The sequence below is a fragment of the Aminobacter sp. MDW-2 genome (assembly GCF_014250155.1).
Lineage (GTDB): Bacteria > Pseudomonadota > Alphaproteobacteria > Rhizobiales > Rhizobiaceae > Aminobacter > Aminobacter ciceronei.
The window spans coordinates 5,585,989-5,608,396 of record NZ_CP060197.1; the positions used below are offsets into that span (position 1 = coordinate 5,585,989).

The window sequence follows — 22,408 nt, forward strand, 5'->3', positions numbered from 1 at the left end:
ACCGTTATATTCAGTCAAACATAACAATGCGCCGCTCGTTATATTGGCATGTATATATCCAAACCCATTGTTCAACCCGAGATCGACAGCATGAGACGCCGCAACCTCTTGATTTCATTCCTGGCTGCCGCCACCGCCCTGGTCGCTTCAGCCTCGCTCGCTGCCGCCGAGCAGCGCGTCTTCACCGACGCCGCCGGTCGCAAGGTGGCGTTGCCCGAGAAGATCACCCGCGTCATGGCCGCCGGTCCGCCCGCCTCGGTGCTGCTCTACTCGGTCGCGCCCGACCGCATGGTCGGCTGGGTGCGTGAATTCACGGACGACGAAAAGGACTTCATCGCAGCGCCTTATCGTGACCTGCCCGTCCACGGCCGCCTGACCGGCAAGGGCGACACCGCCAACATGGAAGCCGTGCTGGCGATGAAACCCGACATCATCCTCGATGTCGGTACCGTCAACCCGACCTATGCCTCGCTCGCCGACAAGGTACAGGAGCAGACCGGCATCCCTTACGTGCTGGTCGACGGCAGCTTCGCCAACGCGCCGAAGTCGCTGCGCGAGATCGGCGAACTCCTGGGTGAGAAGGAACAGGCGGAGAAACTCGCTGCCTACACCGAGGCTGCGATGCAGCGGCTCGACAAGGTCGTCGCCGAGGTGCCGGCCGACCAGCGCCCGCGCGTCTATTACGGCCGCGGTCCCGACGGACTGGAGACCGGCCTCGCCGGCTCGATCAACATGGAAGTGCTGTCCGCCGTCGGTGCGACCAATGTCGCCGAAGCCGCAGGTAAGGGCTCGCTCGCAAATGTCTCGCTCGAACAGATCCTGTCGTGGAACCCCGACGTCATCCTGACGCTCAGCCCGATGTTTCGGAAGTCGGTGCTGTCGGACCCGTCATGGGCAGGCATCAAGGCGGTGAAAGACGGCCGCGTGTTCCGTGCGCCGGCCCTGCCCTTCGGCTGGTTCGACGCGCCTCCCGGCGTCAATCGCGCCATCGGCATATCGTGGCTCACCTCCGCACTCTATCCCGGCAAGGCCGAGATCGATCTGAAGGCCGAGACCCGCGACTTCTACAAGCTGTTCTATCATGTCGATCTCACCACCGAGCAACTCGGCAAGCTGCTTGCCGACACCGGCCGGAAGCCCTGAGCTTCGAGCGGAAGCCAAGCACTTGCAGCAGCAGCCAAAAGCCCAGCACGCCGGGCCGATCGCCATCGGCGCGCTGGCGGGTCTGCTCGTCGCCGTCATCCTCGTAGCGATCCTGACCGGCAAATATCCGGTGATGCCAGGCGACATCTTCGCGGTGGTTGTGGCCAAGCTGTCGGGCGGCGAAAGCGGCGTTGCGCCGACAATCGAGACCGTGATCTGGAACGTGCGCCTGCCGCGCGTCTGCGCCGGCATCCTCGTCGGCGCTTCGCTGGCGGCGGCGGGCGCGGTCTATCAGGGCCTGTTCCGCAACCCGCTGGTTTCACCCGACATCCTCGGCGTCTCCGCCGGCGCCAGCTTCGGCGCGGTCGTGGGCATCTTCCTGTCGCTGTCAGTACTCGCCATCCAGGGCCTCGCCTTCGCCGGCGGGCTGGCAGCTGTGGCAATCGTCTATGCCATCGGCTCGATCGTGCGCGAGCGCGACCCGATCCTCGTGCTGGTGCTCGCCGGCGTCGCCATCGGCGCGCTGCTGGGCGCCTGCGTGTCGCTGCTCAAGGTGCTCGCCGATCCCTACAACCAGCTGCCCGCCATCACCTTCTGGCTGCTCGGCAGTCTCGCCAGCATCAACCGCGCCGACCTTGGCTCCATCCTGCCCGCCGTCCTTGTCGCGCTGCTACCGATGGTGCTGCTGCGCTGGCGCATGAACCTGATGACGCTCGACGACGAGGAGGCGCGCGCGCTTGGTGTCGAGACACGCTGGATTCGAATCGTCATCGTCGCCGCCGCCACGCTGATGACCGCCGCCGCCGTCTCGACTTCAGGCATCATCGGCTGGATCGGCCTTTTGGTGCCGCATGTCGCGCGCATGTTCGTCGGGCCCGATTTCTCGCGCCTGCTGCCGACCTCGATGCTGATCGGCGCCGCCTACATGGTCGGCGTCGACACGCTTGCCCGCAGCATCGCCGCGATCGAGGTCCCGCTGGGCATCCTCGCCGCCGCCATCGGCGCGCCATTCTTCCTCTATCTGCTTCTGACGACCCGGCGAGGCTGGCAATGATGCTTCAGGCAACCGATCTCGCATTCGGCTATGGCCGCGTCAAAATCGGCCAAGGGGTCACGCTGTCGGTCGACCGCGGGGAAGTGTTGTGCCTGCTCGGTCCCAATGGCTGCGGCAAGACCACTTTGTTCAAGACCCTGCTCGGCCTATTGCCGCGCCAGGGCGGACATCTGGAATTGAACGGCAAGGACATTTCGACCTTCTCGCGCGCACAGTTCGCCCGCCACATCGCCTATGTGCCGCAGGCCACCGGCGCCTATTTCCCATTCTCGGTGTTTGACGTCGTCTTGATGGGCCGCGCCAGCCGCATCGACACCTTCGCCTCACCGACCAGGGCCGACCGGGCGATCACGCAGGAAGCGCTGGCAGCCCTCGGCATCGGCCATCTCGCCACCCGCCCCTTCACCGACATCTCGGGCGGCGAAAAGCAGATGACGCTGATTGCCCGCGCACTCGCCCAGGAGCCCGAACTGATCGTGATGGACGAGCCGACGGCCAGCCTCGACTTCGGCAATCAGGCCCGCGTCTTGAGTCGCATTTCGAGCTTCGCCGGCTCAGGCATGGCGGTGGTCATTTCCACCCACGATCCCAGCCATGCCTTTGCCTGCGCCAGCCGTGTCGCGCTGATGCAGTCGGGGGCACTGGTCGCCATCGGCAAGCCTGCCGACGTGCTGACACCGCAATTGCTGCGAGCTCTCTATGGCGTCGGCGTTGCAGTGGCCTATCTCGAACAAGCCGGACGCCATGTCTGCACGCCAACCCTCAACGAAAGGAACGCACCATGAAGATCAGCGCCCGCAACCAGATCAAGGGCAAGATCGTCGAAGTGATCAAAGGCACGACAACACCGCATGTCCGCATCGACATCGGCGGCGCCGTCGTCACCGCCTCGATCACCAATGAGGCGGTCGACGACCTGAAGCTCGCCGTCGGCAAGGACGCCTATGCAGTCATCAAGGCCTCCGACGTCATGGTCGCGGTCGACTGAGCGTGGTCCGCGAAAACGAAATCCGCGACGCTGAAAGTGCCGTCGCACTGCCCTCGGGTTACGATGCCGAGATCTATTTCATCGGCCGCATCCGAACACCCTGGGACTCGCGCCTTTTGACCCCGCGACAGGGCCGCGCCGATGGTCCTGTCTGCCATATCGAGATTTTCGAGCCATGCGTGGCGGCCCTCGAAGACGTCGCGCAATTCGCACGCCTGGAAGTGCTCTACTGGCTTCACCTCTCCCGGCGCGACCTGGTGCGCCAGAGTCCGGCCAATGACGGCGCCGCGCGCGGCACCTTCTCGCTGCGCTCGCCCGTTCGCCCCAATCCGATAGGCACCCAGATCGTCGAACTGGTCAGCATCGAGGGCAACATGCTTTCGGTGCGCGGCATGGATTGCCTCGACGGCACGCCGCTGATCGACATCAAGCCCGACCGGACGCTGTTCAGCCCCATCGCCCCGCCCCAGCCGGGAGACTTCCAGACCAGCTAATTCAGGCAGATCTCGGCCGCCATTCCGTCTGCACTGCGCTTGGCCTCGGCGCCGACGGAGTAGGTGGCGCATTCCAACGTGTTGGCCATCTTGGCGCCGCCGAGATCGAACTTCATCGCCCGCGCGCCATCCGGGAAGACCTGCCGTTCAAGGATCCAGGTCAGCTGTTGCAGGACGATATCGGGATCCATGCCGGGCGAACGCCTGATCACCGCATCGACGCCGAGCTGCGGATTGACGAGGCAATCATGCCAGGCCTGGCGCGTGATCGCCTGCAGCTTGCCGGCGAGACCCGGTTCCCGGTCCAGCACCGAATTCAACGCCACCAGCGCGCCCGAATAGATGTCGAGCCCGTTGTCGGCGAAATAGAGGAAGTCGAGGCCGCTGGCGTCGTGGCCACGCATCTGCATGGCAAATTTCAGTGTCGCATCGAAACAGGTCGCCGCCAGCACCGCGCGAGACGCCACCAGCCGGTCACGCTCTTCCGGCTGGACGCCGAGATAGGTGTAGCTGTCGGGCGCAAAGCCGTTGCGCTTGAGCAGCAGCGGTAGAAGCCGCGCCGAGGTGTCGCCGTTCGGTCCGCACAAAGTGCTGCCGGGAATATCGGCGAGGGTCAGCCGCTTGCCGTCGGAGACGTAGCCGAGACAGCAGGGCGTGTGCTCATAGATCGGCACGAGACAGGAGATCTCGGTTTCGCCTGTGCGCAGCGCCCGCTCGAAGACAGAGGATACATCGCCGTATCCGATATCGGCCTCATCGTTCACCAGCGTGCGCGTCACCAGCGACGAGCTGAAGCCTTCGACGAAGCTGCAGGACAGGCCATGGTCACCGAAATAGCCGGCGTCGGCTGCATGCAGAAACGGCGAATTCTGCCCTTGATACAGATAGTTGAGCTTGAAGCGCAGTTCCATTTCACAAAACCTCGAACTTTCGGAACGGCCGTTCTTGAGAAACAGATTCTCCAGAAACTATTGTATCCAAATTGGCCGCCGTCCTTGGTGGCTTTAGCAATTTGCGATATAACGCAAACATTCTGTTTTCAAGCAGCCCATCAAAGGAGTGATCATGAGAATTGCGCGGACAGCCCTGCTGGCCCTCATTGCGATTTTCGGCGTGAGCGCAGCAAGTGCACAGGACTACAAGGCCGCCCTGGTTGCACCTGATACCATCACCGTCGGCACGTCAGGCTCGGCCCCGCCCTTCAGCATGACCAATGCTGCGGGCGAGCTTGAAGGCTTCGACATCGACGTCGTCAATCTCGTCGCCAAGCAGCTCGGCCTGACCGCCAAGTTCGAGAAGCTCGACTTCGCCGGGCTGTTGCCGGGCCTCACCGCAGGCCGCTTCGACCTGATCGCCTCGGGCGTGACCCGCACACCGGAGCGCCTGGCTTCGAAGGACTTCTTCCTGCTGTCGCCCTACATCGTCAACGGTGCTGCCATCACCCGCCGCGAGGCTGACACCGACATCGCCAACTGGAAGGATGTCTGCGGCAAGACAATGGGCGCGGTGCGCGGCGGCGCCTTCCAGAAGGTCGCCAAGGAGAAGCTTCCGGCCGATTGCGTCACCAAGAGCCGTGAGTATCCCGGCGCCACCGAGCTGTTCCTCGACCTCGAGAACCGCCGCATCGATTTTGCCGCCCACGACTTCCTCGGTCCGAAATACCTCGCCAAATCGGGCAAGCTGACCGGCACTGTTACCCTCGACGACCTGTTGTCGACCATCACCCAGAGCGTTGCCGTCAGCAACAAGAACAAGCCGCTGGCCGACGCCATCGACGCCCAGTTCGAGACCTGGCGCAAGGACGGCACCCTGCAGGGTCTGGCCGACAAGTGGTTCGGCGCCTCCATCGACTGGTCGAAGGCTCAGTAAGCAGGGCTGCCGCGAGGGGCGCGGGACATGGAAATCGCACTTGCCTGGCTGCCGCGGCTGTTGGTTGCGGCGGCCCTCACCATCGGGCTGTCGGCAGTGGTCTTCAGCCTGTCGGCAGTCTTCGGCCTGTTGTTGTCCCTCGTTCACTACGGCCGCGAAAAATCCTGGCTCCGGAACGGTATCGAGGCGTTCAGCGCCTTCTTCCGCTCGGTGCCGGAACTCGTGGTGCTGTTCCTGTTCTTCTTCGGCGGGCCGCAGGTCGGCATCGACTTCGGCCCGATCGGCTCGACGATCATCGCCTTCACGCTCGTCGGCATCGCCTTCGACTATCAGGTATTCAAGGGCGCGTTGAAGGCCGTGCCATTCGGCCAGTATGAGGCGGGCCTCGCGCTCGGCCTGCCCAAGCGGGTCGTGTTCCTTAGGGTGCTGATCCCGCAGATCCTGCCATTGGCACGCAAGGGCTGGATCACCTACGCCATCGGCACGGTCAAGCGCATGTCGATCGCCTCGGCGGTGTCGGTCAGCGAGATTCTCTACGTCACCAAGCAGGGCATCGCCGCCACCAACGCACCTTTTACCTTCCTGACGCTCGCCGTCGGCCTCTACATCCTCATCGTCACGCCGCTGCTCGTCTTCAACGAGCGCAAGCCCAAGCAAGCGGTGGCGCGATGAACATCCTGCTCGACCCGACCTACCAGCAGATGCTGTTCGACGGGCTGGCGATGACGCTGTTCATCTCGGTGGTCGTCATCGTTGTCTCCAACATCCTTGCACTGCCGCTGGCCATCTACATGCAGCGGCCCAAGGGCGCGTTTCACCGCGTCATCATCGGCTACAGTTTCTTTGCCCGCGCGGCTCCCGTTCTGGCATTGCTGTTTGCGCTCTATTATGGCCTGCCTCGCCTCGGCATCTATCTCGAGCCGGTGCCGTCGGCGTTGATCGGCCTGATCTTCGCCTCGACCGCCTACAATCTCGAATTCCTGCGCTCCGGCTTCGAGAGCATTCCCCCAGGCCAGCTCGACGCCGCCAAGGCGCTCGGCCTTAGGCCATTTGCGACCTATTGGAAGGTGATGATCCCGCAGGCCTACAGGCTGGCGGCACCGTCGCTGTTTTCCAATGCCATCCAGATGGTCAAGGGCAGCTCGCTCGCCAGCCTCGTCGCCATAGACGAGCTGACGGCGGCCTCGACCGTCATCATCTCCGAGACCTACAAGGCCATCGAGGTGTTGCTGGTGGTGTCGGTCTTTTATCTCGTCATCGCAGCGGCGATCATCGCCTTTCAGTACATCTACGAAACCAAGCAGAGCGCGCGCCGACGCTGATCAGAGGATCCTCTTGCCAAAGGCGGACATGACGAAGTTGACCGCTTCGGTGGCGACGCGCGGCTCCGTCTCCGCGGCCAATCCCGAAACGTCCATCGACAGCATGCCGCCGGACAGCGCTATCGCCTCCATCGCCTGGTGCGTCTCGCGCACGGTCATGCCGCCGGAGCCACTCGCCCAGCCGGGAATTTCGGTGGCCGTGGGGGAATAGCTGACGTGGAAACCGACGGTTCCCGATGAGGCGATGCGGATTGCCTCGCGCATCACCTCGCGCATGCCGGAGCCGTCGACCTCTGCCATGGTGAAGGCGGTGACGCGCGAATCCTTGAGGATGCGCACCTCCGCCGGATCGGCCTCGCGCAGCCCGACGAGCACGACATTTTCGGGCGACAGCTGCGGCTGCAGCGCGCCGGGCTTGTGGTCGAGGCCGAGCAGCCGCGCCAGCACCGAGCGCTCCGGCGCCTCGACACCCTCCTCGCCCTCCGGCATCAGCGCGGCAATGGAATCGATCCAGATCAGTCCCAGGGAATGTGTCGCCTCGGCGGCTGTTGCCAGCGCCTTCGACGCCACATGCCTGTCAGCACCGGCGTGCAACCTGATGAGGCCGGCCGGCGGATGCTCGGCATCGGCGATCTCGATGACGTCGAACTGCATCTGTTCGAGCCGCGTACCAACAGACTGTCTTGCCAGCAGTGGCCCGGCAGCACTGTCGGCCACGATCGAGACCATGCGGCGGCCGGTGACGTCGGTGATGTCGTGCATCGGCGCCTTCTCGACATATTCCGAAGTCATCGCCGTCAACAGCGCGCCATAGTTCATGTGGAAGCTGACGCGATCGCCGACGACCAGCGGCGGCTCGGCGTCGGTAATGTCGAGCACGAGATGGTCGCTCGACGCGCCCAGCACCCGCACGCCCCGATGGATCGGCACAAGGCCCTCAATCATCGTGTCCTCGCGGCCGATATTGGCGATGCCGCGCAGCCTGTCGCCCTCGTCGACGAACACCGGCTGGTTGCCGAAGGCGTCGTAGCCGGATTCACCGATCGGCAGCGACGGCTTGAGCTTGACCTCGATCAGGTCGCCGGTGAGCTTGAAGGCGTTGAACTCCAGCTCCCGCCACGGCTCTTCCCGGAAGGTCTCGTAGCCGCCCTGCAGGATCGCCTCGCCGATGCGCAGGTTGTTGATGCCGGCCGGCAGCTTGTTGTCCAGAAGCAGCGGCAGCGACGACGAATTGCCGCCCGACACCCAGTCGAGGCTGACGCCGGCAAGGCGCTCGACCTTGTAGGCATAGGCGACAAGCTGGCTGAGGTTCTCCTCCGTCGGCATGATGGCGCCAAAGCAGGTCAGGTTGGTGCCCAGGCCTGCAATGCGCACGCCGGGCAGTTCGAGCACGCGCTCGACGGTCGGCAGAAGGTCGTTTGGCCAGATGCCTTCGCGCAGGTCGCCGAGGTCGACCATCAGCATGATGTCGTGGACACGGCCGATGCGCTGGGCGATGCGCGAGATCTCGCGGATGATCTCCAGCTCCGACTGCAGGCTGATGTCGACAGTGCGCACCACCTCCTCGACGCGCGAAATCGGCGGGCTGCGCAACAGCATTACAGGGCAGCCGATGCCGCTTTCGCGCAACCGGCGGATGTTCTCGAAACGCGACTCGGCGAGCCCCGCCACACCGCCGCGCAGCATGGCGCGCGCCACCTGCGGCATGCCGCAGCTGCCCTTGGTGACACCGAACACCTTGATGCCGGATTGGCTCGCGCGCTCGACGACTGCCCGCGCGTTGCGCTCGATGCGACCGAGATCGATGGCGACTTGCGGTCCAGACATGACTCAGCCCCCGTAGACCAGCCCCTGTGGATCGATGTCGGGCTTGCGGCCGGCCACGAGGTCGGCAAGGAACTTGCCGGAGCCGCAGGCCATGGTCCAGCCGACATGGCCGTGGCCGGTGTCGAGATAAAGCCCCTTGTAGCGGGCCGGGCCGATGACTGGCACCGAGCCCGGCATCATTGGCCGGAGACCGGCCCAGACCTCGGCCTTGCGCGGATTGAAGGCGCCCGGGAAAAGCTCCTGGCCGGCCTTGAACAGGCGGGCGAAATCGCTCGGCTTGTAGCTGCGATCGAAGCCGGCGAACTCGGCGGTCGCAGCCAGCCGCAGGCGATCGCCAAGCCTGGAATAGGCGATCAGGTTGTCCTCATCGGCGCCGCCCATCGTCGGTCCCTTTTCGGGAGCATCGAGCGGCACTGTCGCGGTGTAGCCTTTGACCGGATAGACGGGCAGGTCGATGCCATGGCGGCGACCGAGCAATCCACTCTCAGGCCCCATGGCGATGACCACCGCATCCGCTGTGAGCACGCCGGCTTGCGTCTTCACCCCAGCGACGCGATCGCCCTCGACGACCAAGCCCTCGACAGTGGTGTCGAACTTGAACGTCACACCCAGCCGCTCCCTGGCATAAGCGGCGAGCTTTTCGACGAACATGCGGGAGTCGCCGGTCTGATCCACAGGCGAATAGACGCCGCCCGCAATACCGTCCTTGGCGGCCGCCAGGCCGGGCTCCAGCTCAACCATGCGATTGCGGTCGACGATCTCGATCGGCAGGCCGTGTTTTGCGAGGAAGCGGTAATTCTCGCTGCCTTCGTCGAGGCTCTTCTGCGAGCGGAAGAAATAGAGGATGCCCTTGCGCCGGTCGTCATAGCCGATGCCGGCTTCGTCGGAGATCTCGTTGATGCACTGGCGCGAATAGAGCGCGAGCCGGAGCTTGACCTCGCTGTTGGCGCGCAGCCGCGCCGTCGTGCACTGGCGCAGGAAGCGCAGGCTCCAGGCATAAAAATAGGGGTCGAGCCTGAGCCTGACCTTGATGCCGAGATCGGAGGTATAGAGCGAGCGGATGAAGGTCTTCAGCGCCGCCGGCGAGGCCCAGGCGGTGGCGTCGCCCGGCGAAACCAGGCCGGCATTGGAGTAGCTCGTGCCGCGTGCCGCCGCCGGATGGCGTTCGACGACGGTGACCTCATGGCCGTCGCGCGCCAGGTAATAGGCTGCTGCCGTTCCGACCACACCTGCGCCGAGAACCAGTATCTTCATGCTCCCACCCCATAGAGCGTCGTGCAGTGCCCCTGGCACGCGGAAAGGACGCTCCAACTGTTTCTTGCGCATCGGCGATGCCGAGGATTGGCCGATGCACCAGGCTCTGGCGGGAACCCTTCACCGTGCGGGGCCAGGCCCCTTTGCCACCCATAACGCCTGGCGCTGCAATTATCGAGACGGGGCGGCGGATATCCACCACCTGCAGCTTATATAACGGAAGAGTTCTTGCGGCTGAGCAGCCGTTCCCAGTTCAGCGCGTCGCCGACGATCGCATCGAGATCGTCATGCTTTGGCGCCCAGCCGAGTTCGCCGCGCGCCAGATCCGAATTGGCAACGACAGAGGCCGCATCGCCCGGGCGGCGGACAGCCATCTCGACGGCGAAGTCGGCGCCATGGACGCGGCGCACGCTGTCGATCACTTCGAGCACCGAATAGCCGTGGCCGTAGCCACAGTTGGCGACGAGGTTGCCGCCACCTGCGCGCAAGCGCGCGAGCGCCAGGCGGTGCGCGGCGGCGAGGTCGGAAACATGGATGTAGTCGCGCACGCAGGTGCCGTCAGGGGTCGCATAGTCTTCGCCGAACACCTGCATCGAGCCGCGCTTGCCGAGTGCGGTTTCGCAGGCGACCTTGATCAGATGCGTCGCACCCTTGGTCGACTGGCCGGTACGACCCTTGGGATCGGCGCCGGCGACGTTGAAATAGCGCAGCGCCGTGTAGGTCAGTGGGTGGGCCGCCGACGCATCGCGCAGCATCCATTCGCTCATCAGCTTGGACAGGCCGTAAGGCGATTCCGGCGCAAGTCGGGCGTCCTCGACCACCGGCTCCATGCCAGCGGCGCCATAAACGGCAGCGGTCGAGGAGAAGATGAAATGCTTCACCCCTTCGCGCACCGCCGTCTCGATCAGGCTGCGCGTCTTGCAGGTGTTGTTCTCGTAATAGCCGAGCGGATCGGACACCGATTCCGGCACGACGATGGAGCCTGCAAAATGGACAATGGCGTCGACGCCATGCTCGCGGATCAACTGACCGACGAGATCGTTGTCGGCGACGTCGCCCCTGACCAGCGTGGCCTCGGGCGCCACCGCCCAGTCAAAACCTGTCGACAGCCGGTCGAGCACGACGACCTTCTCGCCCGCATCGAGCAGCTCCCAGACCATGTGGCTGCCGATGTAGCCGGCACCGCCCGTTACCAATACCGCCATGACAACACTCCGCATCGCATCCGTCGCGCTCTGTGTAGCCCGACAATACCGGCAAATGCGAGATAGGACTTTCGCGGCGAGATCACGTTGACCATTCGGTCGCAGTGGAATTTGATCCACATCAAGGGACTTTTCGGCGTTCCGTGGTCGTTTGGGACGTCGAGGGCGTGGCATTTTGACCAGAAACGGTCGATGGACGCCGAACCGACCGTTGATTATGCTCATGGTTGAAAAATTGGGACGTCCATATGAACTACCAGCGGTTTTTCGAAGAAGCGATCGACCAGGTCCACGCCGAGCGCCGTTATCGCGTGTTTGCCGATCTCGAGCGCATCGTCGGCAAGTTTCCGCGCGCCATCTGGCGTGCCAACGGCAAAGCCGAGGAAATCACCGTCTGGTGCTCGAACGACTATCTCGGCATGGGCCAGCACCCCGACGTGGTCGCTGCCATGCAGCAGGCGGCCGGCAACATGGGCACCGGTGCCGGCGGCACGCGCAACATTTCCGGCAACAACCATCCGCTTGTCGAGCTTGAGCATGAGCTCGCCGACCTGCACGGCAAGGAAGCCGGCCTCGTCTTCACCTCCGGCTTCGTCTCCAATGAAGCTGCCATCTCGACCATCGGCCGGCTTCTGCCGAACTGCCTGATCCTGTCCGACGAGCTCAACCACGCCTCGATGATCGAGGGCGTGCGCCGCTCGGGCGCCGAGAAGAAGGTGTTCCGCCACAACGACGTCGCCCATCTCGAAAGCCTGCTACAGGCCGCCGGCCGTGAGCGCGCCAAGCTGATCGTGTTCGAGAGCGTCTATTCGATGGACGGCGACATCGCCCCCATCGCCGAGATCGCCGACCTCGCCGAGAAATACAACGCCATGACCTATATCGACGAGGTTCATGCGGTTGGCATGTATGGCGGCCGCGGCGGCGGCATCACCGAGCGCGAGGGCCTCGCCCACCGCATCGACATCATCGAAGGCACGCTGGCCAAGGCTTTCGGCACGCTCGGCGGCTACATCACCGGCACGCGCAGCGTCATCGACGCCGTACGCTCCTATGCACCCGGCTTCATCTTCACCACCGCCCTGCCGCCATCGATCGCAGCAGCAGCGACGGCGTCGATCCGCCACCTGAAGACCTCGCAAGCCGAGCGCGACGCCCAGCAGCGCCAGGCGACGCACACCAAACAGGTACTGGCGGACGCCGGCCTGCCTGTCATGGAGTCGGCAACGCACATCGTGCCGATCCTGGTCGGCGATCCTGAGCTGTGTAAGATGGCCAGCGACCGCCTGCTCGGCGTCCACGGCATCTACATCCAGCCGATCAACTACCCGACCGTGCCACGCGGCACCGAGCGGCTGCGCGTGACGCCGACGCCGTTCCACAGCGACGCGCTGATCGCCGAACTCAAGGCAGCACTCGTCGAGACCTGGAACGCGCTGGGCATTCCCTATCGCACCGAGGGCCATACCGAAGTTCCCAAGAGCGAGCGCATCGTCTCGCTGCTGGTGCCGCAGTCGGGCGGCTGATTGCAGCTCATCTCATTCGAAAGGCCCGGAACCGGTCAGGTTTCGGGCCTTTCTGCATCTTGAGCCTTGGATCCGCCGGTCGGGCTATTGCTCCCTGATCCATCTGGCCAGCCGCTGCGATGCCTCCTCGACCTGGTCGAGGCGGCGGTGGAAGCACAGACGCAGGAACCCCTCGCCGCCGGCGCAGAACGCGGTGCCGGGGGCAACGCCGACCGCAACCTTGTCGACAATGTCGAAAGCGGCAGCCTCGGCATCCTTCATGCCGTCGACGGCAAAGAACAGGTAGAAGGCGCCCGGCGGCACGCTGAAACGCACCTTGCCGGTCTCGCCCAGAATCCTGCAGACGATGTCGCGCGCCTTGTGGGCACGTTCGACCTGCTCGGCGATGAAGGCATCGCCCTCGTCGAGAGCGGCAATGCCGCCACGCTGCATGAACTGCGCCACGCCGGAGCTCGAATATTGCACCAGATTCTCGAAGGTGCGACTGAGCGACGGATGCGTCTTCAGCCAGCCGACGCGCCAGCCGGTCATTGCCCAGTTCTTGGAAAAGGTGTTGACGAACAGGATCCTGTCCTCCGGATCCATGATGTCCATGAACGACGCCGAACGGCGGCCATCATAGTGGAACAGCGCATAGATCTCATCGGCAATGATCCACAGGTTCTTCCGGCGCGCCAGGTCGAGGATTGCCTGCAGCGTCTCGCGGTCGGCGGTCCAGCCGGTCGGGTTGGACGGCGAGTTGACGAAGATCGCCCTGGTGCGCGGCGTGATGGCGGCAGCGATCTTCTCGACGTCGCAGCTCCAGCCATTGTCGGTCATGTCGAGCAGCACGGGCACCGGCCTGACGCCGGCAACGCCTGCCGCGCCGGCAAAGTTCGGCCATGCCGGCGCCAGATAAATGGCTTCGTCGCCGGCGCCCGCCGTCACTTGCAGCGCCATGGTGATCGCCTGCATGCCACCGATGGTGACGATGAATTCGTTGGCGCCGAAGCTCTTGCCGAAATGGCGCTGGTAGTAGCGTGCGATGGCCTGGCGCAATTCCGGTATGCCGGCCTGCCAGGTGTAGAAGGTCTCGCCATCGGCAAGCCCGCGCGCTGCCGCGTCGCTGATGAAGGCCGGCGTCGGCATGTCGCTCTCGCCCGACCACAGCGGGATGAGCCCTGCGCGGTCACGCCCATAATTGGCCACTGCCTCGATGCCGCTCATCGGCGCGCTGCGGGCCTCAATGCGAACGGCGTCGAGAAGGCTCATGGTCACCCCAGGCTTGAATTGCTGCTTGGGCTTAGTCCTATCGTGCCGGCACAAACGAAAAAACCCCCGGTGGTCCAGCCAGCCGGGGGTTTTCGCGATGCCAGCTTTCGCAGGCTATTTCTTGGCGAGCAGGTCGCGGATTTCGGTCAGCAGCGCGACATCGGCGGGCGGAGGACCGGCCGGCTCGGCCGCCTTCTGCTTCTCCAGGCGCTTGCGCATGGTGTTCACGCCCTTGACCATCAGGAAGATGATCCAGGCAAGGATCAGGAAGTTGATGACGACAGTGAAGAAGTTGCCATAGGCAAACACCGCGCCCTGCTTCTTGGCTTCCTCAAGCGACACGGCCGTCACCGACGACGACAGCGGCAGGAAGTAGTTCGAGAAGTCAAACCCGCCGAATATCGCACCGACGATCGGCATGATGATGTCCCCGACAAGCGAGGAAACGATTAGGCCGAAGGCGCCGCCGATGATCACGCCGACCGCGAGATCCATCACATTGCCCTTGGCAATAAATTCCTGGAATTCCTTTAGCATTGAACCCTCCGTTCACGATCTGCAAAAAGGCGAATCGTTCCCCGCCAACCGTCGCCGCACAGCGTCACCATAGCAAAAACCGCCGGTTGCAAAACCCCGCCCCGCAAGCGCCGACGCGGCCAGTCTAGGAGACAAGGATAATGGACATGCCGGCGCAGCTGTGATTGCCTCACTGCATCGGAAACAGACATTTCCGAGGGAGTGAGAACCAAGAGTGCAGGGCCTGGCCGTCGTCCTCATCGCCGTCGCCTATGTGACGCTGTTGTTCGCCATTGCGAGCATCGGTGACCGCCGGGCCGCGAACTGGGGCCCGGGCCGGCCGCGACCGTTCATCTACGCGCTCAGCCTCGCCATCTACTGTACGTCCTGGACCTTCTTCGGCTCGGTCGGGCTGGCATCCGAGCGCGGGCTCGAATTCCTCGCCATCTATGTCGGCCCGGTGCTGGTGTTCATGTTCGGCTTCCCGCTGCTCAGCCGCATCATCAAGCTGGCCAAGGCCGAGAAGATCACGTCGATCGCCGACTTCCTCGGCGCCCGCTACGGCAAGAGCTTTTCCGTCGCCTCGATCGCCACCCTGATCGCCACGGTCGGCGCCATCCCCTACATCGCGCTCCAGCTCAAGGCGATATCGGGCTCAGTCAGTCTGATGGTCGAGCACTACACCGGCTCGCCGCCATCCTTCGATCCCTTCGTCAGCGACATCTCGCTGATCGTGGCGCTGCTCTTGGCACTGTTTGCCACCCTGTTCGGCACCCGCCATGCCGACGCCACCGAACACCAGAACGGGCTGGTGCTGGCGGTCGCGGTCGAGTCGATCGTCAAGCTCGTCGCCTTCCTCGCCGTCGGCCTGTTCGTCACCTTTGCGCTGTTCGACGGCCCCGGCGACATGCTGAACAGCTTCGGCGCCACCGAACAGGTCGGCGATGCCATGAGCTATGGCACCTCGCTCGGCACCTGGCTGGTGGTCACCTGCATAAGCGGCTTTGCCATCGTGATGTTGCCGAGGCAGTTCTACGTGATGATCGTCGAGAACCGCAGCGAAGACGAGCTGCGCAAGGCGACATGGGTCTTCCCCGCCTATCTCGTGGCGATCAATCTGTTCGTGCTGCCGATAGCCTTTGCCGGTCTGGCCGTGGTCGGCAAGGCCACCACAGGTGACCTCTACGTCCTGTCGCTGCCATTGTTCAAAGGCCACGACTTCCTCGCCATGGTCGCCTTCATCGGCGGTCTCTCGGCGGCAACCGCCATGGTCATCGTCGAAAGCGTGGCGCTGTCGATCATGATCTCCAACGATCTCGTCATTCCGATCTTCGTGCGCCGGCTGGTCAAATTGAAGGCCGGCGACACCGAGGACTGGTCGGCGATCATCCTCAACATCCGCCGCGCCTCGATCTTCATCATCCTGTTCGTCGCCTTCCTTTACTATCGCGAGAGCACCACCAACACGCGCCTCGCCTCGATCGGCCTGATGTCGTTCGCGGCGATCGCGCAGTTCGCGCCCTCCTTCATCGGCGGCCTGATCTGGCGCCGCGCCAATGCAAGGGGCGCAGCGCTCGGCATGGCCGCCGGCATCGCTGTCTGGTGTTACACGCTGCTGTTGCCGACGCTCGCTTCGCCGGATACGGCGATCCTCTCCGAGGGCCTGTTCGGCATTGAGGCACTCAGGCCGCAGGCGCTGTTCGGCACCTCGGCCGAACCGCTGAACCACGGCGTACTGTGGAGCCTGGCGATCAACACGCTGTTCCTCGTCCTCGGCTCGCTGTCGCGCGCCTCGGTGCCGCTCGAGCGTATCCAGGCCTCGATCTTCGTGCCGCGCGACTCGAGCCCGATGCCGTCGCTGCGCCGCTTCCGCACGGCGATCACCGTCAACGACCTCAAGGACACCATCTCCAGATATCTCGGCGTCGAGCGCACCGAACGTTCTTTCCAGAGTTTTGAGCGCGACAGCGGCAGCAAGCTGAATGGCAACGACCCCGCCGGCATGGACGTCATCCGCTTCTCCGAGCAACTGATGGCAAGTGCCGTCGGCTCCTCGTCGGCGCGGCTGATCCTGTCCCTGCTGTTCAAGCGCGGCGACAACTCGGCCAAGGACACGTTCCGCCTGCTCGACGACGCCACCGAGGCGCTGCAGCACAACCGCGACCTATTGCAGATCGCGCTCGACCAGATGGAACAGGGCATCACCGTCTTCGACCAGGATTTCCGCCTGATCTGCTGGAACCGTCAGTACCGCTCGCTGTTCGACCTGCCCGACGAGATGGGCCAGGTCGGCGTCTCGATCGACCGCATCCTTGCCTATCTTGTCGCCCGCGGCGACATCCCGCCGACGTCGCGGCTCAGAACGCTCGACAGGCTGACCAGCTTCGGCGGCCCCTGGCAGATCGAACTGACCACCAGCGGCCGGATCATCGAAATGAGCTCCAACCCGATGCCCGACGGCGGCATCGTCGCGACCTATACCGATATCTCCGCGCGCGTCGCCGCCGACCTCGCGCTCAAGCGCGCCAACGAGTCTTTGGAACAGCGCGTCAAGAGCCGCACCGCCGAGCTTACCCGCGTCAACGAGGAACTCGCCCAGGCGCAGATGCTGGCCGAGGAGGCCAATCTCGGCAAGACGCGCTTCCTCGCGGCTGCCGGACACGACATCCTGCAGCCGCTCAACGCCGCCCGCCTCTACTGCTCGTCGCTGATCGAGAAGGCCGGCAAGGGCAATGCCGGCATCGCTGCGCGCAACATCGAATCCTCGCTCGAATCCGTCGAGACCATCCTCGGTGCCGTGCTCGACATATCGCGCCTCGATGCGGGTGCGATGAAGCCTGCGGAAACCGTTTTTCGCCTCGATGGGCTGTTGCGCCAGATCGGCACCGACTTCCTGCCCATGGCCCGCGCCAAGCATCTCGAACTGGTGATCGTGCCGTCGACGCTCACCGTCAACACCGACCGCAACCTGCTGCGCCGGCTGATCCAGAACCTCGTCTCCAACGCCATCAAATACACCCGCACCGGCCGCGTCGTCGTTGGCGTCAGGCGGCGCGGCGAGCTTGCCGAAATCCAGGTCATCGACAGCGGCATCGGCATCGCCTCAGACAAGCTCGGCACCGTGTTCCACGAATTTACCCGCCTCGACGACGGCATGCGCGAAGCCCAGGGCCTCGGGCTCGGCCTGTCGATCGTCGACCGCATCGCGCGCGTGCTGAAGCTCGAGATCCAGATCGAGTCGCACAAGAGCAAGGGCACCCGCTTCTCGGTCATCCTGCCCGTCACCACTGCCGAGGAACTGCCAGCGGCGGCGGCCGCCCGGCCGCGCATCCAGGCCGCGGCCGCGCTGAACGGCCTGACGGTCGTCTGCATCGACAACGACGCCCGCATCCTGGAAGGCATGCGGCTATTGCTTGAAGGCTGGGGCTGCGAGGTGCGCACCTATTCGGGAACGGCTGCATTCATCGCCGGCGAGCCCGACGGACCGGCACCGGAAATCATCCTCGCCGACTATCATCTCGACGGCGAAAACGGTCTCGACGTCATTCGCTCGCTGCGCACGGTCTATGGCGAAGCGACACCTGCCGTGCTGATCACCGCCGACCGTTCCAACGAGGTGCGCGCCGCAGCCGACCAGCTCGATGTCGCCGTGCTCAACAAGCCGCTGAAGCCCGCTGTCCTGCGTTCGATGATGAACCGGATGCGGCGCATGGCCCACGCCGCCGAGTGACCCTGCTTTGCGAGCATGATCTATGCCGAAAACCGGCGTCCGCGTTTCGGGATGCTCACGCCGCCGGGCGCGGCTCGCCGCCGATCTTGGACAACAGGATGACGGCCTGGGTGCGGCTGTCGACGCCGAGCTTCTGCAGGATCGCCGAGACATGCGCCTTGATCGTCGCTTCCGAGACGCCTAGCTCGTAGGCGATCTGTTTGTTGAGCAGGCCCTCCGCCAGCATGCCGAGCACACGCGTCTGCTGCGGCGTCAGCGACTGCAGGCGCTTGATCAGGTCGGAGATTTCGGGATCGCGCTCGACGCCGAGGTCGATGTCACCGGGGGCCGATATTTCGCCCGACAGCACCGCCTCGATGGCGTTGCGGATGTCGTCCATGCTCGCCGACTTGGAGATGAAGCCGGAAGCGCCGAGCTCGAGCGCGCGGCGGATGGTTTCGGGGTCGTCATGGGCCGAGACGATGACGACGGGCACGGTCGCATGGATGCCCCGCAGCGAGATCAGACCGGAGAGCCCCGAAGCGCCGGGCATCGACAGGTCGAGCAGCACGATGTCGATGTCTTCATTCGCCGCAACGATCGCCTTGACGCTCTCGAAGTCGCCGGCCTCGAGCACGCTCGACACGTCGGCCAGCCCGGCAATAGCCTGTTTGAGAGCGCCGCGGAACAGCGGATGGTCGTCCGCGATGACGAACTTGTGGCCTGCTGGCAAATATCCCTCCCGAGGCCCCGACCGTTCTGTGCGTCTTGGACCGTCGGCCGTGATTATGCGGCCCGGTGGCGTCTTTTCAAGCAGCTAAAGTCAAATCGCCCGGTGAGTTGGCCGTTCATGCTCAACTTTCAGGCCGCCAAGGCACAAAATCCGCTCAGGTCTTGTTCGGTGCGGGCGCCATCTGTGGCGCCTGGTCTTCCTTTTCCATGTCCTTGACGATGCCCATGAAGCTGCGGAAGAAGCGCTCCATGTAGCCCATGCTCTTCTGGAACTCTTCCTCGGTCGGCAGTTTCGATTCCAATTGGGCTGTCAGCGAGTTCTCGAGTTTCACGATGCGTTCATCGAGCGCCTTCAGTTCGGACTGCACGCGGCCGAGTTCGTCCTGCAAGGCCGATCGCTCGTCGGCGGCCAGCTTGCAGACCAGCTGATTGTCGCGTTCCTCGCAGATCGACATCTCGCCGGTCTGGGTGTCCATGCGGACATATCCCTTGTCGGTCTTTTCCATCTGGTAGCGCTGCGTTTCGGCGGCCAGCGCCGGTCCGGCACCGAGGCCGGCGATGAAGGGAATGAGCATCAAAAAAGCGCGGCGCATAGCTGTCTCCATTCGCGGACGGTGCGCATTGTCTGAAAGCATTGGGCCCAAATTGCGGTGGGCAATGAAAGCTGCCCTTTCCCGCATGATGCTTTCAGCCTATAGCGCCCGTATGACGAAGACCATCTACAAGATCTGTCCCGAAGCGATGTGGCGCGAGGCCGAACGCAGCGGCATCTTCACCGGCGCGCCGATCGATCTCGCCGACGGCTTCATCCATTTCTCGACTGCTGAACAGGTGGTGGAAACCGCCGCCAAACACTTCACTGGGCAGGCCGACCTGCTGCTCATTGCCATCGACGCCGAGCGCCTCGGCCCGGCGCTGAAATACGAGGTCTCGCGCGGCGGCGCCTTATTCCCGCATCTCTATGCCCAGCTCGAGGCCAGCGCCGCCAAATGGGTTCGCCCCCTGCCGCTCAACGCCGACGGCGCCCACGATTTTCCGGAGCTTGAAGCATGAGCGCATTCGACCGTCTTGGCCGGCATCTGCTGTTCAGCTTCGATGCCGAGACCGCACACGGGATGTCGATCAAGGCGCTGCGCTGCGGCCTGCCGGTCGGCGGCCGCGCCCCGCGTGATGCCCGCCTGCGGCTGAAGATCGCCGGGCTCGACGTTCCCAATCCGCTCGGCATGGCAGCCGGCTACGACAAGAACGGGGAGGTGCCGGACGCCTTGCTCGGGCTCGGCTTCGGCTTCGCCGAGATCGGCACGGTGACGCCGCTGCCGCAGGCGGGAAATCCCAAGCCGCGCATCTTCCGCCTCGTCGAGGACGATGCCGTCATCAACCGGCTCGGCTTCAACAATGAAGGCCATGACGCCTGCGAAAAGCGCCTCATTGCCCGCGCCGGCCGGCCCGGTATCGTCGGCGTCAACATCGGCGCCAACAAGGACAGCACAAACCGCATCGGTGACTATGTGCTCGGCGTGAAGCGCTTCGCCCGCCATGCCTCTTATCTCACGGTCAACATTTCGTCGCCCAACACGCCCGGTCTGCGCAACATGCAGGCACGCGAACAGCTCGCAGAGTTGCTGGCCAGCGTCATGATCGCCCGCGCCGAAGCTGGCCATGCCGTTCCGATCTTCCTCAAGATCGCGCCCGACCTGCACGAGGCAGAGCTCGAAGACATCGCGGCCGAAGTGACCGAAAAGGCGATCGACGGCGTCATCGTCTCCAACACCACCATCACGAGGCCTGCGCTGCGCAGCCCGGCCCACACCGGCGAGACCGGCGGCCTGTCAGGCAAGCCAGTGTTCGCGCGCTCGACGGCGGTTCTTGCGCGCATGCGCAAGCTGCTTGGCCCGCAGCGCGCCATCATCGGCGTCGGCGGTGTCGACTCGACTGACACGGCACTGGAGAAGATCCGTGCCGGCGCCGACCTCGTCCAGCTCTACACCGGCATGGTCTATGCGGGCCCGTCGCTGCCGGCGCGCATCGTGCGCGGCATGTCTGACTTTGCTGCGCGCGAAGGCCTCAAGAGCATCTCCGAGCTGCGTGACAGCAAGCTCGATCAGTGGGCCGCGACACCGCTCTGAAACGTTGCCCGCGCCCTGGGCTTCAGGATCGCCAGCAGGCACAGGCCGCGCACGATCAGCAACAGGTGCAGGGCTGCCCATAGCCCGGCATTGCCGTAGGCTGAGGGCAGCACCGCAAGTGCCGCGATGAACACCAGCAACGAGATCACCATCATGTTGCGCATATCGCGCGACCAGGCGGCGCCAATGAAGATGCCGTCCATCTGGAAGGCAAGCACGCCGCTCAGCGCGGTGAATGCCGCCCAGGGCAGGAAGGCGATGGCTGCGGCGCGCACGTCCTCGGCCGTCGAGATCAACGCGATCAGGTCGGCGCCGAAGATCATGAGTGCCGCCGTCATGCTGCCGGCCAGCGCAAAGCCCCAGATCGAGCAGAGATAGACCGCCTTGCGGAAAGCCGGCTCGTAGCGCGCGCCAACGGCGCGGCCAGCGAGCTGTTCGGCAGCGGCGGCAAAGCCGTCGAGGAAGAAGCCGGCAGCGATGAAGAAATTCATCAACACCGCGTTGGCCGCAAGGGTCACCGTGCCGAACTGGGCGCCCTGGCGGGTGAACAGCGCGAAGGCTATGAGCAGCGACAAAGAGCGGATCATGATGTCGCGGTTGAGCACGAACAGTCGCTTGAACGCGGCGGCATCGAAGATGCGCCGGCGCGCCAGCCTGGGCTCGCGCCCGAAACGCCGCAGCAGCACCGCCAGTCCGATGACCATGCCGGCAAGCTCGCCGGCAACGGCGGCCCAGGCAACACCTTCGACGCCCCAGCCGAAATGCAGCCCAAGCAGGATGGAGACGACGATGTTGACGCCATTGAGCGTCGCTTGCAGAAACAGCGCGAAACTGCCCTCGCCCCGCCCGAGGATGTAGCCGAGGATGGCGTAGTTGATCAGGGCAAAGGGCGCGCCCAGCATGCGGATACGGACATAGTGGTCGAGCGTCTCGTTGACGCGCGGCTCGGCCTGCATGAACCACTGCCCGGCAAGCGAGGTCAGTGGTGCAGTCAGCGCCAGCACGATGCCGGCAATCAGGGCGATCACCACGGCGCGCCAGAACACCGCCTGCTCTTCGGAGGCATCGCCGCGGCCGAAAGCCTGCGCCACCAGCGCCGTCGTGCCGGCACGCAGAAAGTTGAAGCTGGTGAAGACGACATCGAAGGCGACAGCACCGGCTGCCAGGCCGCCGAGCAGGGCGGCATCACCGAACTGCCCGACGACGCCGGTGCCGACAAGGCCGATGAAAGGCGTGGTCAGATAGGCCAGGGTCATTGGCACGGCAATCGCCAACACCGAGCGGTTGGTGACGGAAAAAGGCGTCACGCGGCCCTCTGGCGATGCGTATTCCAACGAAAGTCCTCCCAGTTGCCGAATCTCCCTAGGGCACATGCCCCGGTTTCCCCAACGC

21 protein-coding genes are annotated in these 22,408 nt (G+C 64.4%); 12 read left to right on the forward strand and 9 right to left on the reverse strand.

All coding sequences use genetic code 11. The annotated features are described in order from the left end of the window. Positions 1–90: 90 nt before the first annotated feature. From H5P29_RS27540 to tsaA, 5 genes are read left to right on the forward strand one after another with little or no spacing between them, the layout of a single operon-like run. Positions 91–1,143 carry an iron ABC transporter substrate-binding protein gene (locus H5P29_RS27540; RefSeq protein WP_067967080.1) on the forward strand — a complete coding sequence of 351 codons (1,053 nt, stop codon included), beginning with the start codon at positions 91–93 and terminating at the stop codon, positions 1,141–1,143. 22 nt (positions 1,144–1,165) lie between these two features. Beyond that, the gene (locus H5P29_RS27545) at positions 1,166–2,197 is read left to right on the forward strand and encodes an iron ABC transporter permease (protein WP_154387144.1); all 1,032 of its coding nucleotides are present in this window, start codon (positions 1,166–1,168) and stop codon (positions 2,195–2,197) included. Then, positions 2,194–2,982, forward strand: a complete 789-nt coding sequence (locus tag H5P29_RS27550) for an ABC transporter ATP-binding protein (protein WP_154387145.1) — start codon at positions 2,194–2,196, stop codon at positions 2,980–2,982. Before H5P29_RS27545 ends, H5P29_RS27550 begins: the two co-directional genes overlap by 4 nt. Further along, the gene (locus H5P29_RS27555; RefSeq protein ID WP_154387146.1) at positions 2,979–3,185 is read left to right on the forward strand and encodes a molybdopterin-binding protein; all 207 of its coding nucleotides are present in this window, start codon (positions 2,979–2,981) and stop codon (positions 3,183–3,185) included. Before H5P29_RS27550 ends, H5P29_RS27555 begins: the two co-directional genes overlap by 4 nt. 2 nt (positions 3,186–3,187) lie before the next feature. Further along, on the forward strand, positions 3,188–3,679 hold the full coding sequence (gene tsaA, locus H5P29_RS27560) for a tRNA (N6-threonylcarbamoyladenosine(37)-N6)-methyltransferase TrmO (protein WP_185910213.1): 492 nt from the start codon (positions 3,188–3,190) through the stop codon (positions 3,677–3,679). Here tsaA and H5P29_RS27565 read toward each other — a convergent pair. Then, positions 3,676–4,590, reverse strand: a complete 915-nt coding sequence (locus H5P29_RS27565) for an ABC transporter substrate-binding protein (RefSeq protein ID WP_154387148.1) — start codon at positions 4,588–4,590, stop codon at positions 3,676–3,678. The genes tsaA and H5P29_RS27565 overlap by 4 nt on opposite strands. 154 nt (positions 4,591–4,744) lie before the next feature. On the opposite strand from H5P29_RS27565, the gene H5P29_RS27570 reads away from it, so the two are divergent. Genes H5P29_RS27570 through H5P29_RS27580 form a run of 3 tightly spaced genes read left to right on the forward strand, consistent with a single transcriptional unit; the run spans position 4,745 to position 6,870 of the window. Then, on the forward strand, positions 4,745–5,548 hold the full coding sequence (locus H5P29_RS27570; protein WP_154387149.1) for an ABC transporter substrate-binding protein: 804 nt from the start codon (positions 4,745–4,747) through the stop codon (positions 5,546–5,548). 27 nt (positions 5,549–5,575) lie between these two features. Then, positions 5,576–6,220: an ABC transporter permease subunit gene (locus tag H5P29_RS27575; protein WP_154387150.1), complete on the forward strand. Its 645-nt coding sequence runs from the start codon at positions 5,576–5,578 to the stop codon at positions 6,218–6,220. Next, entirely contained in the window at positions 6,217–6,870 is a 654-nt protein-coding gene (locus H5P29_RS27580) for an amino acid ABC transporter permease (RefSeq protein ID WP_154387151.1), read from the forward strand. Before H5P29_RS27575 ends, H5P29_RS27580 begins: the two co-directional genes overlap by 4 nt. Here H5P29_RS27580 and H5P29_RS27585 read toward each other — a convergent pair whose 3' ends face one another. The 3 genes from H5P29_RS27585 to galE all read right to left on the reverse strand — a co-directional run bounded on the left by H5P29_RS27585 (position 6,871) and on the right by galE (position 11,156). Next, positions 6,871–8,697, reverse strand: a complete 1,827-nt coding sequence (locus tag H5P29_RS27585; RefSeq protein ID WP_154387152.1) for an alanine racemase — start codon at positions 8,695–8,697, stop codon at positions 6,871–6,873. It lies immediately after the preceding gene. A gap of 3 nt (positions 8,698–8,700) precedes the next feature. Then, positions 8,701–9,951: a D-amino acid dehydrogenase gene (locus H5P29_RS27590; protein WP_154387153.1), complete on the reverse strand. Its 1,251-nt coding sequence runs from the start codon at positions 9,949–9,951 to the stop codon at positions 8,701–8,703. A gap of 209 nt (positions 9,952–10,160) precedes the next feature. After that, positions 10,161–11,156: a UDP-glucose 4-epimerase GalE gene (galE, locus tag H5P29_RS27595; RefSeq protein ID WP_154387154.1), complete on the reverse strand. Its 996-nt coding sequence runs from the start codon at positions 11,154–11,156 to the stop codon at positions 10,161–10,163. Between the two features lie 248 nt (positions 11,157–11,404). Here galE and hemA point away from each other — a divergent pair, with 248 nt between their 5' ends. Beyond that, positions 11,405–12,682, forward strand: coding sequence for a 5-aminolevulinate synthase (gene hemA, locus H5P29_RS27600; RefSeq protein WP_067965385.1), 1,278 nt, complete (start codon positions 11,405–11,407; stop codon positions 12,680–12,682). A gap of 84 nt (positions 12,683–12,766) precedes the next feature. Here the strand turns inward: hemA and H5P29_RS27605 are convergent, their stop codons facing one another. Together H5P29_RS27605 and mscL are read right to left on the reverse strand one after the other, a co-directional pair. After that, the gene (locus tag H5P29_RS27605) at positions 12,767–13,933 is read right to left on the reverse strand and encodes a pyridoxal phosphate-dependent aminotransferase (RefSeq protein ID WP_154387155.1); all 1,167 of its coding nucleotides are present in this window, start codon (positions 13,931–13,933) and stop codon (positions 12,767–12,769) included. A 114-nt stretch (positions 13,934–14,047) separates the two neighbouring features. After that, entirely contained in the window at positions 14,048–14,470 is a 423-nt protein-coding gene (gene mscL / locus H5P29_RS27610) for a large conductance mechanosensitive channel protein MscL (RefSeq protein WP_067965388.1), read from the reverse strand. A gap of 214 nt (positions 14,471–14,684) precedes the next feature. Here mscL and H5P29_RS27615 point away from each other — a divergent pair, with 214 nt between their 5' ends. Beyond that, positions 14,685–18,179, forward strand: coding sequence for a PAS-domain containing protein (locus H5P29_RS27615; protein ID WP_185910214.1), 3,495 nt, complete (start codon positions 14,685–14,687; stop codon positions 18,177–18,179). Between the two features lie 55 nt (positions 18,180–18,234). Here the strand turns inward: H5P29_RS27615 and H5P29_RS27620 are convergent, their stop codons facing one another. Together H5P29_RS27620 and H5P29_RS27625 are read right to left on the reverse strand one after the other, a co-directional pair. Next, on the reverse strand, positions 18,235–18,891 hold the full coding sequence (locus H5P29_RS27620) for a response regulator transcription factor (protein WP_067965392.1): 657 nt from the start codon (positions 18,889–18,891) through the stop codon (positions 18,235–18,237). A gap of 154 nt (positions 18,892–19,045) precedes the next feature. Next, positions 19,046–19,483: a hypothetical protein gene (locus H5P29_RS27625; protein WP_154387156.1), complete on the reverse strand. Its 438-nt coding sequence runs from the start codon at positions 19,481–19,483 to the stop codon at positions 19,046–19,048. A 112-nt stretch (positions 19,484–19,595) separates the two neighbouring features. Here H5P29_RS27625 and H5P29_RS27630 point away from each other — a divergent pair, with 112 nt between their 5' ends. Then, on the forward strand, positions 19,596–19,943 hold the full coding sequence (locus tag H5P29_RS27630; RefSeq protein WP_154387168.1) for a DUF952 domain-containing protein: 348 nt from the start codon (positions 19,596–19,598) through the stop codon (positions 19,941–19,943). Beyond that, entirely contained in the window at positions 19,940–21,016 is a 1,077-nt protein-coding gene (locus H5P29_RS27635) for a quinone-dependent dihydroorotate dehydrogenase (RefSeq protein WP_067965397.1), read from the forward strand. The genes H5P29_RS27630 and H5P29_RS27635 overlap by 4 nt, the downstream gene beginning before the upstream one ends. Here H5P29_RS27635 and H5P29_RS27640 read toward each other — a convergent pair. Then, complete coding sequence (locus tag H5P29_RS27640; RefSeq protein WP_182575993.1) at positions 20,992–22,389, reverse strand: MATE family efflux transporter; 1,398 nt, start codon at positions 22,387–22,389, stop codon at positions 20,992–20,994. The two genes, H5P29_RS27635 and H5P29_RS27640, sit on opposite strands and share 25 nt — an antisense overlap. Positions 22,390–22,408: the final 19 nt, after the last annotated feature.

Coding starts and splice junctions, on each gene's coding strand:
- H5P29_RS27540 (WP_067967080.1), top strand. CDS start 91: ATGAGACGCCGCAACCTCTTGATTTCATTCCTGGCTGCCGCCACCGCC.
- H5P29_RS27550 (WP_154387145.1), top strand. CDS start 2,194: ATGATGCTTCAGGCAACCGATCTCGCATTCGGCTATGGCCGCGTCAAA.
- H5P29_RS27555 (WP_154387146.1), top strand. CDS start 2,979: ATGAAGATCAGCGCCCGCAACCAGATCAAGGGCAAGATCGTCGAAGTG.
- H5P29_RS27565 (WP_154387148.1), bottom strand. CDS start 4,590: ATGGAACTGCGCTTCAAGCTCAACTATCTGTATCAAGGGCAGAATTCG.
- H5P29_RS27570 (WP_154387149.1), top strand. CDS start 4,745: ATGAGAATTGCGCGGACAGCCCTGCTGGCCCTCATTGCGATTTTCGGC.
- H5P29_RS27575 (WP_154387150.1), top strand. CDS start 5,576: ATGGAAATCGCACTTGCCTGGCTGCCGCGGCTGTTGGTTGCGGCGGCC.
- H5P29_RS27580 (WP_154387151.1), top strand. CDS start 6,217: ATGAACATCCTGCTCGACCCGACCTACCAGCAGATGCTGTTCGACGGG.
- H5P29_RS27585 (WP_154387152.1), bottom strand. CDS start 8,697: ATGTCTGGACCGCAAGTCGCCATCGATCTCGGTCGCATCGAGCGCAAC.
- H5P29_RS27590 (WP_154387153.1), bottom strand. CDS start 9,951: ATGAAGATACTGGTTCTCGGCGCAGGTGTGGTCGGAACGGCAGCAGCC.
- galE (WP_154387154.1), bottom strand. CDS start 11,156: ATGGCGGTATTGGTAACGGGCGGTGCCGGCTACATCGGCAGCCACATG.
- hemA (WP_067965385.1), top strand. CDS start 11,405: ATGAACTACCAGCGGTTTTTCGAAGAAGCGATCGACCAGGTCCACGCC.
- H5P29_RS27605 (WP_154387155.1), bottom strand. CDS start 13,933: ATGAGCCTTCTCGACGCCGTTCGCATTGAGGCCCGCAGCGCGCCGATG.
- mscL (WP_067965388.1), bottom strand. CDS start 14,470: ATGCTAAAGGAATTCCAGGAATTTATTGCCAAGGGCAATGTGATGGAT.
- H5P29_RS27625 (WP_154387156.1), bottom strand. CDS start 19,483: ATGCGCCGCGCTTTTTTGATGCTCATTCCCTTCATCGCCGGCCTCGGT.
- H5P29_RS27630 (WP_154387168.1), top strand. CDS start 19,596: ATGACGAAGACCATCTACAAGATCTGTCCCGAAGCGATGTGGCGCGAG.
- H5P29_RS27635 (WP_067965397.1), top strand. CDS start 19,940: ATGAGCGCATTCGACCGTCTTGGCCGGCATCTGCTGTTCAGCTTCGAT.
- H5P29_RS27640 (WP_182575993.1), bottom strand. CDS start 22,389: ATGTGCCCTAGGGAGATTCGGCAACTGGGAGGACTTTCGTTGGAATAC.